Below are 12639 nucleotides of genomic sequence, written 5' to 3'. Positions count from 1 at the left end.
CTATTTTCCCCCCCAAATGGGGGTGGGGCAAGCAGACCGCCTTTTCAGTGAGTAAACGGTGACGGCAGCTGCGACAGAACGTCGCAGTGCACTCAGGCGCAGAGCTTGGAGCGCTTGGGCAGCTGCGCCTTCAGGAACGCCATCTGGTCGGCCAGGATGTTGCGGTTGGAGAGGATCATGTGTTCGATCCAGCTCGGCCGGTAAGGCACGGCCAGCAGCGGCATGCCGGCCTGCTGCGGGGTCCGGTTGCTCTTGCGCGAGTTGCAGTGGAAGCACGCACTGACCACGTTCTCCCACACGTCCAGGCCGCCCTTGGAGATCGGCATGACGTGGTCGCGGGTCAGTTGCGGGCGGTTGAACTGTTGCCCGCAGTACAGGCACAGATGCGCATCGCGCGCGAACAGGGCCGGATTGGAGAGATTCGGGGTGGGGTCGATCGCACGGGAACGGGCATGCCCGCGGGCGGCGATGATCGGGTGCAGGTCCAGGCCGCTCTGCAGGCCGGTGGTGCGGCAGATGCCGCCACGGATGTGCAGGCAGGGGTCACCGAGGGTCCAGGCGACCGCACCGCGTGCGTAGAGGCAGGACGCGTCCTGCCAATTGATCCAGTCGAGCACGCGCCCGTGGGCGTCCAGGGCCAATAACCGTACCGAGCCGGGCCGATGCAGCGTAACGATCGGCGATACCTCGGCGACCGGGGCGGACGAGGCTCCGGTATCGATCAGACCCAAGCGTGTAGTGTCTGTCTCCATCGGGAAAACAGCTTATACCCGAATCGTTACCAAATGGGTATAGGCGGCAGGCGCCTACCCATTCGGTAACGATTCGGCCCCGGGCATTCCACCTTATCCCCGCGCCGTTGGCGCGCCCCCTTGAACATCAAGGGGGCTTTTCTCCAGAACGTGTATCGGGGTGCCGACCAACGGTCGGCACCTACCGACGATCAGGTATCGGTGGTCCGACTGGCGGTCGGCACCTACTGACGATCAGGCGTCGGTGGTCCGGCGACCGATCAACCTTCGCCGAAATGCGCGTCGGTCATCGCCATCAGCGGTTCGGCGCCGGCCTGGATCGCGGCGGCGTGGCTGAGCGTGCGCGGCAGCACGCGGGCGAAGTAGAAGCGGGCGGTCTCGCGCTTGGCCTGCTTGAACGCAGCGCTCTGCGCGGAGGCATCGGCGGCAGCGACGCTGCGTGCCCACCAGTAGGCCAGCACCACATAGCCCGAATAGAACAGGTAATCGAAGCTGGCCGCGCCCAGTTCGTCCGGGTTGGTGGCCGCGCGCTGCAGCGTCGCCAGGGTCAGCTTGCCCCATTCGTCCGCCTTGGCGCGCAGCGGGGTGATGAACTCGGCCAGCGCCGGGTTGCCTTCATTGGCCTTGGCGAAGGCCTCGATCTCGGCCAGCATCAGTTTCAAGCCGGCGCCCTGGCTGGAGGCGGTCTTGCGACCGATCAGGTCCAGTGCCTGGATGCCGGTGGTGCCTTCATACAGCGTGGTGATGCGGGCATCGCGTGCCAGCTGCTCCATGCCGTGCTCGCGGATGTAGCCGTGGCCACCGAAGCACTGCAGCGCGTTGTAGGTGTTCTCGATGCCCCATTCGGTCTGGCAGGCCTTGGAGATCGGGGTGAGGAAGCTCACCAGGGTGTCGGCGCGTTCGCGTTCGCCGGCATCCTGCGCATGGTGGGCGACGTCGATCAGGGTGGCCGCGTGCAGGGCCAACAGGCGGCTGCCTTCCACCAGGGATTTGATGGTCAGCAGCATGCGCCGCACATCCGGGTGGACCAGGATCGGGTCGGCCGGCTTTTCCGGATTTTTCGGGCCGCTCAGCGAACGCGACTGCAGGCGCTCGCGGGCGTACTTCAGGGCGTTCTGGTAGGCGCGTTCGGACAGGCCGATGCCCTGCAGGCCGACGCCCAGGCGTGCGGTGTTCATCATGGTGAACATCGCCTGCAGGCCCTTGTGCGGCTGGCCCACCAGATACCCTTCGGCGCCGTCGAAATTCATCACGCAGGTGACCGAACCCTTGATGCCCATCTTGTGCTCGATCGAGCCGCAGCGCAGCGCATTGCGCTCGCCCATCTTGCCCTCGCGGTCCACCTTGAACTTCGGGGTGACGAACAGCGAGATGCCCTTGGCGCCGGCTGGTGCATCCGGCAGCTTGGCCAGCACCAGGTGCACGATGTTGTCGGTCAGGTCGTGCTCGCCGGCGGTGATGAAGATCTTGGTGCCGGTGATGGCGTAGCTGCCGTCCGCGTTGGGTTCGGCCTTGGTCTTGAGCAGGCCCAGGTCGGTGCCGCAATGCGGTTCGGTCAGGCACATGGTGCCGGTCCAGCGGCCTTCGATCAGCGGCTTGAGGAAGGCCTCCTGCTGCCACGCTTCACCGTGCTGCTTGAGCGCCTCGATGGCGCCGTGGGAGAGCAGCGGGAAGTTGCCCCACGCCAGGTTGGCGGCATTGATCATTTCGTTGAGCGGCACGCCCAGCGTGTGCGGCAGACCCTGGCCACCCAGCTCCGGCGCAGCGGTCAGGCCGGTCCAGCCGCCCTCGACAAACTGCGTGTACGCCTGCTTGAAGCCAGGCGGGGTGGTGACCTCGCCGGTGCTCTGGTCCAGTGCACAGCCGATCTCATCGCCCACGCTGTTCAACGGCGCCAGCACGCTGGCACTGAAACGGCCGGCTTCTTCCAGTACGGCATCCACCACATCGGCGGTGGCATCGGCCAGGCCGAGGCGCGCGAACAGCGGCTCGACCTTGAGCACGTCATGCAGGGCGAAACGGATATCGGAAAGCGGGGCGGTGTAGCTGCTCATCGGGGACGGTCTCGATCAGTGGCGAAGGGTGGCGGACAGCCCGCCGGTCAGCGCAGGACGCCGGGCAGGCCAGGGGCCTGGTTGAGCGTGCTGCGGCTGTCAATCTCGAAGGTGCGTTGCTTCTTTTCCTGCGGGGTCGCGCTTACCGAGCCCTTCAGCGAATAGGCCAGGGTACGGTTGCCGGCCAGCGCGTCGCCCATCACCAGGCGCGCGCCCGAGCTCGGCTTGAGGTCGACGTTGACCACATCGGCCGACACGCCACCAATCGACAGCGCGGGCTGCAGCTGCAGCGCACCGGCGTCCTGATCGCTCACCTTGAGCTGCAGGGACACGTTGTCGAAGGTCATGGGCATGGAGCTGAAGTTCTGCAGGCGCAGCGCGACCGTCCAGCTGCCATCGGCACGCACCGTCAGTTCCTGCACGCTGGCGGCCGGCTCGGAGACGCGTTTGACCGTCTTGTTGCAGGCGGCAAGGGCCAGGCAGGCGACGGCGATCAGGCCGATGGGCAGGGCGGAACGGAAGCGGTGGGACATGGCGCAATCCTCGGGCGGATACTGCATGGGTATGAGCATACTACGGCGTATGGTGTCCGTGCTGCTCCGGGGCAGCAGGGGGCAAGGGTAGGGCACCGGGATGACCGGGCCACGTGCTTTTAGTCTGGGGGAGCACGGCCGGGCGGCGGCGCGGCGCGTGGCCGGCGCGCCAGGTCAGTCCAGCGGCGCCATCACCCGCAACGGGGCCAGGTCATAGCCCATCGCCTCGGCACGCGCCTTGAGCTGCTCGAACAGGGCGGTGTCCATGCTCGGCGAACGCGAGAGGATCCACAGGTATCTGCGGTCTGGCTCGCCGACCACCGCCCACTGGTAGCCCGGATCCAGGGCGATCACCCAGTAGTCGGCCCAGACCAGCGGGACCCAGGAGAGCCAGTCCGGCACGAAGCGCACCTGCAGCCTGCCAGGCTGACCCTCGACGGGCCGTGCCACGCCATCGGCGGCGACGCGATCGCCATCGGCTTGGCGGCATGCGTTGTGCACGCTGATCCGGCCATCCGCGCGCAGGCTGTAGGTGGCGGTGATGTCGCCGACGCACTTCTTCTGGAACGATACCGGCAGGTGCGCGATCTCATGCCACTGGCCGGCGTAGCGGTCCATGTCCAGCGCCTCTACCGAGGTCACCGGCGCGGCCGCCCAGGCCGACCCGGTGGCGGCGAGGGCGAGCAGGGCACTGATCAGATAGCGGCTGCGCATTGTCGACACTCCACACAAGACGCAGCGAGCTTAGGCACAGGCAGGACGGAAATTGTGAATATTCCGTCATGCAGTGGCCGCACCACGTCGCTGGCGTGCGCTTGGCAGCGTGCGGCACCCGCGCTACCGAGTGTCAGCGGAGAGTTCCCGCGTGGCGTTGCCGTTCTCGTCCAGGAAGCGCACCTTGGCGTCTCCCGCGGGCGTGACCACCAGCTCGAGCCGCGGCTTTCCTTGACCATCGCGCAGGGTCAGCATGGCATCGCGCGCATCAGATTTGCCAAGGAACACGCGCTCGGTGATCGCAGGAACGCCATTCCGATGAAGTGCTTCGTCCCGCTTGGAGAAGAACGGACGGTCCAGGCCGTCGGCAACGTCATTGAAGGTCAGCCCTGCCGAGTGTGTCCCTGCTTCGTCCACGCCCAGCAACTGCATCTGCTGGTCCTGCTGATAGCGATCAAAGGTCAGGCTCATGCCGCTGGAGGGCTTGCCGTTCTTGTCGAGCGAGCCGTTGTAGATCAGCCCGCCGTTTTCCGTGCCTTCATCGTTGAAGAACAGCATGCCTGCCATCGGGCGCGGATGCGGTTGCTCTTTGTTGTGGATGAGCACCCCGGGAAAGAGCGTGCGATTGGAGATCGCCAGTCGCAACGTCCCATCAGGTTCCTTGATGTTGATGCGCTGGGCATCGATGACGTCGAAGCTGGCGCTGCGCTGCGACGTCGCCCCCATCATCAATGCCGCCACGGCCAGGACGCCGAATCCCGCGTAGCCCAGCGTGAGTCTTCGTTGACTGCGTTTCAGCTGCGCGACCTGCGCCTGCAGCACGTCGATGCCGTTCGACATTCACTTCTCCCTGTGTGCGCGGCCATGAGGTGCGAACAAGCGTGGCCGCAGACGACCCTGTCCGCCAGGTGAGCATGCCAGCGCGTGGCGAAGAACGGCAAGGCATGCCATTGCGTCACGCAGGACATCATCCCTGGTCGCTTTGCCCGCTCTGCAATGCGCACGAACCATGTGCAGACGCGCCTTCCTTGAACGATGCGCGATGTGGCCTGAGCGAACGCCAGACAAAAAAATGACCTGCATTTCTGCAGGTCATCTGAAATTGTGGTGGCCGGGGACGGAATCGAACCGCCGACACGGGGATTTTCAATCCCCTGCTCTACCAACTGAGCTACCCGGCCACTTCATCGCTGCGTTGCCGCTGGCGAGGACGCGAATAATACGGAGGTATGAGGGGTTCGGCAAGCGTTTCGCGAAAAAAATTTCACATTTGTTTCCAAACCCTTGTCCGCCCACATCCAAGTGCTTGATCCAGCGGGCTCGAGCACATCACCGAAGCGCATGAACGCCGGTTCAGGCGGATGCGTTGCGCCGGTGCAGTTGATCAGCCCGGGGCGGATCGTGCGTTGTTGGGCATGCACCACAAGAGCACGATGCCGATCACCATCATGATCGCCGCCAGCACCAATGCGCCCTGGTAGCTGCCGCTGTCGCGCGCCAGCGTGCCGGCGATCGCGGGGGCGATGATCTGGGCGACGCCGTAACTCAGCGTCAACGTCGCCATCGCCTTGGCAGGATTGTGCGGGTAGTGGCGACCGACCACGGTCAGGGTCAGGCTGACGATGCCGGCGAAGGTCAGGCCGAACAGCACCGCGCTGGCCGCGCCGGCCCACAGCCCGCCATCCAGCAAGGGCAATACGAAGGACGTGGCCTGCAACGCATACGCGAGCATCAATGCGCGGATCAGGCCGAGCCGGTTAGACAGCCGGTCCCAGGCAAACGTCGAGGGGATGGCGGTGAGGCCGACCAGCACCCACACCCAACTGCCGCGGCCGGCGAAGGCAGGGGTCTGCACCAGGATGGCGACGATGAAGGTCGCGCTGACCACGAAGCCGACCCCCGCGCAGAAGTACGAGGCGATCAGCAGCCAGCGCCAGCGCCGCCCGGGTGGCGGGGGAGCGTTGGCACCCGTCGCGCTGGAGATCGCTGCCGGCGGCGGCATCCATGCCCAGGCCGGGATCAGGAACACCACCGCGAGGGTGCCCAGGGCGATCCACTGCCGGGAGGACGCCAGTTGATCGGCCATCGCCGCAGCCGCCAGGCCCGAGACCGCGATCCCCACCCCGAGGCCGGCGAAGTGCAGGCCGAGCTGTGGGCGGCGCTGATGGGCGAGCAGCCAGTTGAGCACCAGCCCGGAGGCGAGCAGCAGGCCGGCGGTGCTGGACAGGCCGGCCACGAAGCGCAGCACGCCCCAGATGGCCATGTCCGTGGTGGTGCCCATCAGGCCGGTGGATACCACTGCCAGGACCAGTCCGATGCGGTAGAAGCGGAATTTCAGCTGCATGTCGCCGACCCGGGCGACCAGCACGGTGCCGGCCAGGTAGCCCAGATAGTTGAACGTTGCCAGCCAGCCGCCGCCGGCGGCCGTGAGCCCGGCGTCGAGCCGCATCACCGGCAGCAGCGGGGTGTAGGCAAAGCGCGCCAGGCCAACCGTGAGTACCAGCGCGCAGATGCCGGCCGTGATGACCTGCCAGGCGTGGCGAGGAGGCGGGATCGTGAGGGACATGGGTAGGGAGGGCAGCGGGGAGGGCCCATCGTCGTGGACGGAGGTGATCGCGTCTTTCGATAGAATGACCCATCCTGTCGATGAGACGTCACATGGCCATGGCTGAACCCACTGCGGCGGGTTGGCGCGAAGTCGCGGTGCCGCCGCTGCGGCGTCTGCCCTGGCCGGTGGTGGCGCGCAGCCAGCGACTGGAGGCCGGCGAGCGCTTCCCGCCGCACGTGCACGGCTGGAACCAGCTGGTCCATGCCAGCACGGGTGTGCTGCAGGCCAGCGCCGGGCAGGCACGTCACGTGATCACCCCGCAGCAGGCGCTGTGGGTGCCGACCGGCACGCTCCATCACACGGGCGCGTTGAACACCTCGGCGTTCCGCAATCTTTACGTGGCCGATGGGCCGGAACTGGGTATGCCCACGCATTGCGCGGTACTCGATGTGTCACCGCTGCTGCGCGAACTGATCATTGAACTCGATCGCACCGTGCCCGATCACGACCGCACCTACTACGCCACGTTGTGTACCCTGATCACTGCGCAGTTGCCGCGCCAGCGGCAGCACACCCGGCACCTGCCCTGGCCGCAGGATGCGCGCCTGCAGCGCTGGTGCCAGGCGCTGTACGAGCAACCTGCCGACACCCGCAGCGTGGAGGACTGGGCGCCCTTGCTGGGTGCATCGCCGCGTACCCTGGCGCGCCACTTTGAACGCGAGACCGGCATGCGCCTGCGTGAGTGGCGGTTGCGGCTGCGCCTGCTGCGCGCCATCGAGTGGCTGGCGCAGGGGCGTTCGCCCACGGTAATCGCGCACGAGCTGGGCTATGCCTCGGCGTCGGCGTTCAACTACATGTTCCGGATCGAGATGGGCATGAGCCCGCTGCAATGGAAGCGCGCACGCCCTACGGCGTGACCGGGCAGGCCAGGCTGACCAGGCGGTCATCCTCGAAGCGTGCGCGGATCATGCCGTTGTCGGCTTTGCCTGCGGGCCAGTCCGCGTCGGCCCCTGCACCGGGCAGGGGATTGCCCAGGTGGAAGTACACGCGGCCACGGCTGTCGCCGACCTGCACCTTGTTGCATGCCACGATGGGTGAAGCCATCTCGCCGCAGTCGCCCTGCAGCAGGCACAGGCGCGTGTGGCACTTGCCTGCACCGGACGACCAGTGGCCTTGCGCGGCCAGGCAACCGGGCTCGGTCTCCAGGATTGCCCAGCATGCCAGGCCGAACACGGTGGTGGCGGACATCAACCCCGGCAGCAGGTAGCGGCGTCGGCGGGAAGCGGGAACGTTCATGACGCGATCATGCGCCCTGGCCGGCGGCGCGGGCAACGCATGCGCGGTGCAGCGTACGGATGGAATGCTGTGACGCCATCGGGATGGTCGGTCCCTGTCGCACAAGGTGATTGCACAGCCGCATCGTCCTGCACCGATGGAACGCTGTTTTACCCCCCGCCCGCACGTGCCCGGACGGCGTACTGTCGGGATTCCTTTTCCGTCTCCCCGGAGCGATCCGCTGATGAACGCACTTACCAACACCCGCATCGTGCTCGCCTCTCGCCCGAACGGTGCTCCCGTCTCATCCAACTTCCGTATCGAGCACGTGCCGGTGCCCGCGCCTGGCCCGGGCGAGGTGCTGCTGCGCAATCGCTATCTGTCGCTGGATCCCTACATGCGTGGTCGCATGGAGGAGGGGCCGTCCTACGCCGCACCGGTTGCGCTGGATGCGGTGATGGAAGGGCGCACCGTTGCTGAAGTGCTCGCCTCCAACCATCCCGGTTTCGCCATCGGCGAGCATGTGCTGGCACCGGGCAACTGGCAGACGCACGCGGTCATCCATGGCGATCAGCTCAGCCGCAAGCTCGAGGACAACGACCTGCCGATCAGCACTGCACTGGGTGTGTACGGCATGCCCGGATTCACGGCGTACGTGGGCCTGCAGGAAATCGGCAAGCCGCAGCCGGGCGAAACCCTCGTGGTGGCGGCTGCCAGTGGCCCGGTGGGCGCAACGGTGGGGCAGATCGCCAAGCTGCAGGGGGCGCGCACGGTCGGCATTGCCGGTGGCGAGCAGAAGCGCGCGTACCTGGAAACACTGGGCTTCGATGTGGCGCTGGATCACCGCGCCGACGATTTCGCCGCGCAGTTGCGCGCGGCGGTGCCCGATGGCATCGATGTCTACTTCGAAAACGTCGGCGGGCATGTGTTCGATGCGGTCGCGCCGCTGCTCAACGATTTCGCGCGCATTCCCGTGTGCGGCACCATCGCCACCTACAACGCACGCGGCGCGGTGCTGCCCGGGCCGGACCGGCTGCCGGGTTTCATGAGCCAGGTGCTGCGCCAGCGCCTGACCGTGCGCGGCTTCATCCAGTCCGACCTGCACGCCTTCCTCCCGGCGTTCCTGCGCGAGATGGGGCAGTGGTTGAAGGACGGCCGCGTGCAGTATCGCGAAGACATCGTGGAGGGCCTGGAGAACGCGCCCGAGGCATTCTTCGGGCTGCTCAAGGGGCGCAACTTCGGCAAGCTGGTGGTCAAGCTGGATTGACCGGCGTATCGCGCGTGAGCGCGACGTGTGCGAGGCCGCGCCGATCATGATTCGTGCATCACGATCGGCTGGTTAGTCTGCCCTTGAAGGCGCCGTCCCGGTGCCCGCATCAGTGAGTAGAACCATGGCAGACACCAAGCCCAGCGAAGAAGGCAAGCAGGAAGGCATCGAAGAGAGCCAGCAGGACCGCAAGCAGGACGAAACCGCCAAGCAGCGGCCGGCGCAGACCGATCAGGCGATCCACGATGCAGGCACGCGCCGGCCGGAGCGCAAGGACAATCCCGAGGGCGCGTAAGCGACCCGCGCAACCTGCAGAAACAACAACGCCCCGGAAACCTGGTTTCCGGGGCGTTGTCTTGAATAGTGGTGGAGCCAAGGAGGATCGAACTCCTGACCTCGTCGATGCGAACGACGCGCTCTCCCAGCTGAGCTATGGCCCCACGGGTGGTGCAACTGCGTGGCGTACCCGACCTCGGCCGTACCTCGCGATGGGCCTAGTCTAGCGCCGACCGGCGTTGCCTGCCAAGGGGTGCCTGGTCCGGGTCACGGGCCGGCGCCGTGTGTCCTGCCAGGTGCCCGTTCGACCTGCCGCAGCAGCGCTTTGTCCAGCTTGGCCGCCACGCCGACGCTGCGCCCGGCCAGGTTGGCCACCACGAAGCTGACCGAACTACCCAGCACCTGCGCTGTCTCGGACAGGCTCAACCGGTCGTCCTGCTCCAGCCACTGCGCCATCCCGGCGGTGGCCGCGCGCAGGGCATCCTCCAGCGAGTGGCCTGCTCATGGATGACCGGTTCAGTGTTCGCCGCCGCCAGGGCGACAAGTGCCGGGCGACATGTGACCGATGGCCCGGTAGGCGTCAAACCCGAACGCTGCCCTTCCGGCGCGCGCGTGGGCCGGGCATAATCCGCGCCAGAAAACGCGGCCGCATAGCCAGTGGACCAGGGGGGCCGGACAGCCGTCGCCCAGAACGCCCTGACACCAATCTGCAACATCCAGCCAATACCGTGCCGCATCGCTGTCTCCACAGCGGTGTCGATTTCCTATGGTGCCCGGCCATCTCGCCGGCTGCCCCGATCTGTACTACCAGAGACCTCTGCATGCCCGCTCTACGCCACGCCCCTGTGTCGACGCGTCTTCTTTCCCGTTCCCTGCCGGCCGTCCTGCTGCCGCGCCGCCACGCCCTGGCGCTGGCCTGCGCTTCGGCTGCGCTGATGCTGTCCGCTGCCGCCTCGGCGCAGGACGCGCAGTCGGCCAGCGCGACCTCGCTGGACACCATCACCGTTACCGCCGACCACCGCGAGCGCAACCTGCAGGAAGTGCCGGTCTCGGTCGGTGTGGTGCAGGGCGAGAAGATCCGCGACTACACCGCCGGCGGCGACGACACCCTGCTGGCACTGTCGGGCAAGGTGCCCAGCTTCTACGCGGAAACCACCACCGGCCGCATCTTCCCGCGCTTCTACATCCGCGGCCTGGGCAACATCGACTTCTACCTGGGTGCGTCGCAGCCGGTCTCGATCATCCAGGACGACGTGGTGCTCGAGCACGTGGTGCTGAAGTCCAACCCGGTCTATGACGTGGACCAGATCGAAGTGCTGCGCGGCCCGCAGGGCACGCTGTTCGGCCGCAACACCACCGCCGGCATCGTCAAGTTCGACACCATCAAGCCGAGCCAGGACTACAGCGGCCGCGTGCAGGCCAGCTACGGTACCTACGGCAGCGTGGCGATCGACGGCGGCTTCGGTGGCCCGATCAACGATATCGCCTCGTTCCGCGTGTCGGCGCTGTACCAGCACCGCGATGATTACGTCGACAACACCTACCGCGGCCCCAGCGCCGATGGCACGGTCTCGCCGAAGAAGAACGCCATGGGCGGCTTCGACGACCGCAACGTGCGCGCGCAGCTGCTGCTGCAGCCGAGCGAGAACTTCTCGCTGCTGGCCTCGGCCCATGCACGCGACTACGACGGCACCTCGACCCTGTTCCTGCGCAGCGCGCTGACCAAGGGCTCCAACAAGACCGACGTGCCGCGCGACCAGGTCGCCTACGACGAAGCCGACAACAACCCGCAGGCCTACAAGACCTACGGCGGCTCGGTGAAGGCCATCTACGATTTCGGCAACGTCTCGCTGACCTCGATCACCGCCTACGAAACCACCTCCGGCTACAGCCGCGGTGACACCGACGGCGGCGCAGCCGTGAACTACCCGGTCAACGGCGTGCCGAACGGTTACGGCCAGTCGATGGGCCAGATCCGCGATCTGGACCAGTGGACCCAGGAGTTCCGCCTGGCCAACGCCGACGACAACCGCCTGAAGTGGCAGGTCGGCGCGTTCTACTTCGACGGTCGCGACACCACCGATTTCTACCAGCGCGCCTGGTTCCTGCAGGGCAACGCGCGCAACCCGAACAACTGGGTGCGCCTGCGCAACGTCAACACCTCCTGGGCCGGCTTCGGCCAGGTCAGCTATGACGTGACCGACAAGTTCACCCTGACCGCCGGCCTGCGCCAGACCAAGGACGAGAAGAAGACCCGCCTGCTCAAGACCGCCGATACCGCCGCCGGTGCCGTGACCTACAAGGGCCGCACCTACGTGGAGATGTCCGACACCACGCCGAGCTGGGACCTGAGCGCGATGTATGCGTTCAACCCGCAGCTGAGCGTGTACGCGCGCGTGGCCCGCGGCTTCCGCGGCCCGACCATCCAGGGCCGTTCGGCCGTGTTCAATGCCGACTTCACCACGGCGAACTCGGAAACCATCCTGTCCTGGGAAGCGGGCATCAAGAGCAGCCTGTGGGACAACCGCCTGCGCGTGAACGCGGCTGCGTTCACCTATGTGGTCAACGACATCCAGCTCAACGGCAACGATTCGGACGGCAACGGCGTGCTGTTCAATGCCGACAAGGCCAAGGCCTACGGTCTGGAAGCGGACATGGAGCTGCGCCCGATCCCGAACCTGGCCCTGAGCGCCGGCGTCAGCCTGCTGCACAGCAAGATCCAGGACGACCGCGTGTACGCGCAGGTCTGCGCCCTGAACGGCGCCGTGGTGTGCACCGTGAATGACCCGACCATCAAGGTCGGTGCCAACACCTTCGCGCAGATCAACGGCAACCCGCTGCCGAATGCACCGAAGTACAACATCAACCTGGCCGCGCGTTACGACATGCCGGTCAATGACGCCGATGTGTTCTTCGTCTCCACCGACTGGAACAAGCAGGGTTACACCAGCTTCGTGCTGTACGACTCGGCCGAGTTCAACTCCAAGGGCAGCTTCGAAGGCGGCCTGAAGCTGGGCTACTCGGCCAACTACGGTGCCTGGGAAGTGGCGCTGTTCGCGCGCAACATCACCAATGAGAAGAACCTCAAGGGTGTGATCGAGAACTACATGGCCGCGGTCTACAACGAACCGCGCACCGTGGGTGTGTCGCTCAACATGAACTGGTAAGACCCACGCCGCCGGTGCTGCGCTGCTGCGGCACCGGTGCGTCGGATCCAAAG

At 66.4% G+C, this 12639-nt stretch carries 12 protein-coding genes and 2 tRNA genes; 4 read left to right on the top strand and 10 right to left on the bottom strand.

What is annotated here, in order from left to right:
- Positions 1-92 precede the first annotated feature (92 nt).
- From ORK51_RS14050 to ORK51_RS14020, 7 genes are all read right to left on the bottom strand, one after another.
- A complete protein-coding gene (locus tag ORK51_RS14050) occupies positions 93-752 on the bottom strand; it encodes an HNH endonuclease (protein WP_019182787.1) in 660 nt (219 codons plus the stop codon).
- Between the two features lie 260 nt (positions 753-1012).
- Positions 1013-2806: an acyl-CoA dehydrogenase C-terminal domain-containing protein gene (locus ORK51_RS14045; protein WP_266085271.1), complete on the bottom strand. Its 1794-nt coding sequence runs from the start codon at positions 2804-2806 to the stop codon at positions 1013-1015.
- 47 nt (positions 2807-2853) lie between these two features.
- Positions 2854-3339, bottom strand: coding sequence for an LEA/WHy family protein (locus tag ORK51_RS14040; protein WP_266085269.1), 486 nt, complete (start codon positions 3337-3339; stop codon positions 2854-2856).
- A gap of 174 nt (positions 3340-3513) precedes the next feature.
- Entirely contained in the window at positions 3514-4053 is a 540-nt protein-coding gene (locus ORK51_RS14035) for a lipocalin family protein (protein ID WP_266085267.1), read from the bottom strand.
- A 123-nt stretch (positions 4054-4176) separates the two neighbouring features.
- Positions 4177-4893 (bottom strand): hypothetical protein, encoded by a 717-nt coding sequence (locus ORK51_RS14030; protein ID WP_266085265.1) that lies wholly within the window; start codon positions 4891-4893, stop codon positions 4177-4179.
- A gap of 265 nt (positions 4894-5158) precedes the next feature.
- Positions 5159-5234, bottom strand: a tRNA-Phe gene (locus tag ORK51_RS14025).
- A 203-nt stretch (positions 5235-5437) separates the two neighbouring features.
- Positions 5438-6619: a YbfB/YjiJ family MFS transporter gene (locus ORK51_RS14020; RefSeq protein ID WP_266085263.1), complete on the bottom strand. Its 1182-nt coding sequence runs from the start codon at positions 6617-6619 to the stop codon at positions 5438-5440.
- A gap of 92 nt (positions 6620-6711) precedes the next feature.
- Here ORK51_RS14020 and ORK51_RS14015 point away from each other — a divergent pair, with 92 nt between their 5' ends.
- Positions 6712-7518, top strand: a complete 807-nt coding sequence (locus ORK51_RS14015; RefSeq protein WP_261997084.1) for an AraC family transcriptional regulator — start codon at positions 6712-6714, stop codon at positions 7516-7518.
- On the opposite strand, the gene ORK51_RS14010 is transcribed toward ORK51_RS14015, so the two are convergent.
- Positions 7508-7897 carry a hypothetical protein gene (locus ORK51_RS14010; protein ID WP_266085261.1) on the bottom strand — a complete coding sequence of 130 codons (390 nt, stop codon included), beginning with the start codon at positions 7895-7897 and terminating at the stop codon, positions 7508-7510. The two genes, ORK51_RS14015 and ORK51_RS14010, sit on opposite strands and share 11 nt — an antisense overlap.
- Positions 7898-8120: 223 nt before the next feature.
- On the opposite strand from ORK51_RS14010, the gene ORK51_RS14005 reads away from it, so the two are divergent.
- Positions 8121-9143 (top strand): NADPH-dependent curcumin/dihydrocurcumin reductase, encoded by a 1023-nt coding sequence (locus ORK51_RS14005; protein WP_261997082.1) that lies wholly within the window; start codon positions 8121-8123, stop codon positions 9141-9143.
- A gap of 124 nt (positions 9144-9267) precedes the next feature.
- Positions 9268-9438 carry a hypothetical protein gene (locus tag ORK51_RS14000; protein WP_266085258.1) on the top strand — a complete coding sequence of 57 codons (171 nt, stop codon included), beginning with the start codon at positions 9268-9270 and terminating at the stop codon, positions 9436-9438.
- A 69-nt stretch (positions 9439-9507) separates the two neighbouring features.
- Here the strand turns inward: ORK51_RS14000 and ORK51_RS13995 are convergent.
- Positions 9508-9583: transfer RNA gene (locus ORK51_RS13995), tRNA-Ala, on the bottom strand.
- Positions 9584-9686: 103 nt separating this feature from the next.
- Positions 9687-9875 (bottom strand): hypothetical protein, encoded by a 189-nt coding sequence (locus ORK51_RS13990; RefSeq protein WP_070425562.1) that lies wholly within the window; start codon positions 9873-9875, stop codon positions 9687-9689.
- A gap of 479 nt (positions 9876-10354) precedes the next feature.
- On the opposite strand from ORK51_RS13990, the gene ORK51_RS13985 reads away from it, so the two are divergent.
- Positions 10355-12586 (top strand): TonB-dependent receptor, encoded by a 2232-nt coding sequence (locus ORK51_RS13985; protein ID WP_429000681.1) that lies wholly within the window; start codon positions 10355-10357, stop codon positions 12584-12586.
- The last annotated feature ends 53 nt before the right edge of the window (positions 12587-12639 follow it).

The organism is Stenotrophomonas sp. RIT-551 (assembly GCF_026241915.1).
GTDB classification, from domain to species: domain Bacteria; phylum Pseudomonadota; class Gammaproteobacteria; order Xanthomonadales; family Xanthomonadaceae; genus Stenotrophomonas; species Stenotrophomonas bentonitica_A.
This window is presented reverse-complemented; position numbering and strand designations above follow the sequence as displayed.

Coding starts and splice junctions, on each gene's coding strand:
- ORK51_RS13990 (WP_070425562.1), bottom strand. CDS start 9,875: ATGGCGCAGTGGCTGGAGCAGGACGACCGGTTGAGCCTGTCCGAGACA.
- ORK51_RS14035 (WP_266085267.1), bottom strand. CDS start 4,053: ATGCGCAGCCGCTATCTGATCAGTGCCCTGCTCGCCCTCGCCGCCACC.
- ORK51_RS14030 (WP_266085265.1), bottom strand. CDS start 4,893: ATGTCGAACGGCATCGACGTGCTGCAGGCGCAGGTCGCGCAGCTGAAA.
- ORK51_RS14005 (WP_261997082.1), top strand. CDS start 8,121: ATGAACGCACTTACCAACACCCGCATCGTGCTCGCCTCTCGCCCGAAC.
- ORK51_RS14050 (WP_019182787.1), bottom strand. CDS start 752: ATGGAGACAGACACTACACGCTTGGGTCTGATCGATACCGGAGCCTCG.
- ORK51_RS14045 (WP_266085271.1), bottom strand. CDS start 2,806: ATGAGCAGCTACACCGCCCCGCTTTCCGATATCCGTTTCGCCCTGCAT.
- ORK51_RS14015 (WP_261997084.1), top strand. CDS start 6,712: ATGGCCATGGCTGAACCCACTGCGGCGGGTTGGCGCGAAGTCGCGGTG.
- ORK51_RS14040 (WP_266085269.1), bottom strand. CDS start 3,339: ATGTCCCACCGCTTCCGTTCCGCCCTGCCCATCGGCCTGATCGCCGTC.
- ORK51_RS14010 (WP_266085261.1), bottom strand. CDS start 7,897: ATGAACGTTCCCGCTTCCCGCCGACGCCGCTACCTGCTGCCGGGGTTG.
- ORK51_RS14000 (WP_266085258.1), top strand. CDS start 9,268: ATGGCAGACACCAAGCCCAGCGAAGAAGGCAAGCAGGAAGGCATCGAA.
- ORK51_RS13985 (WP_429000681.1), top strand. CDS start 10,355: ATGCTGTCCGCTGCCGCCTCGGCGCAGGACGCGCAGTCGGCCAGCGCG.
- ORK51_RS14020 (WP_266085263.1), bottom strand. CDS start 6,619: ATGTCCCTCACGATCCCGCCTCCTCGCCACGCCTGGCAGGTCATCACG.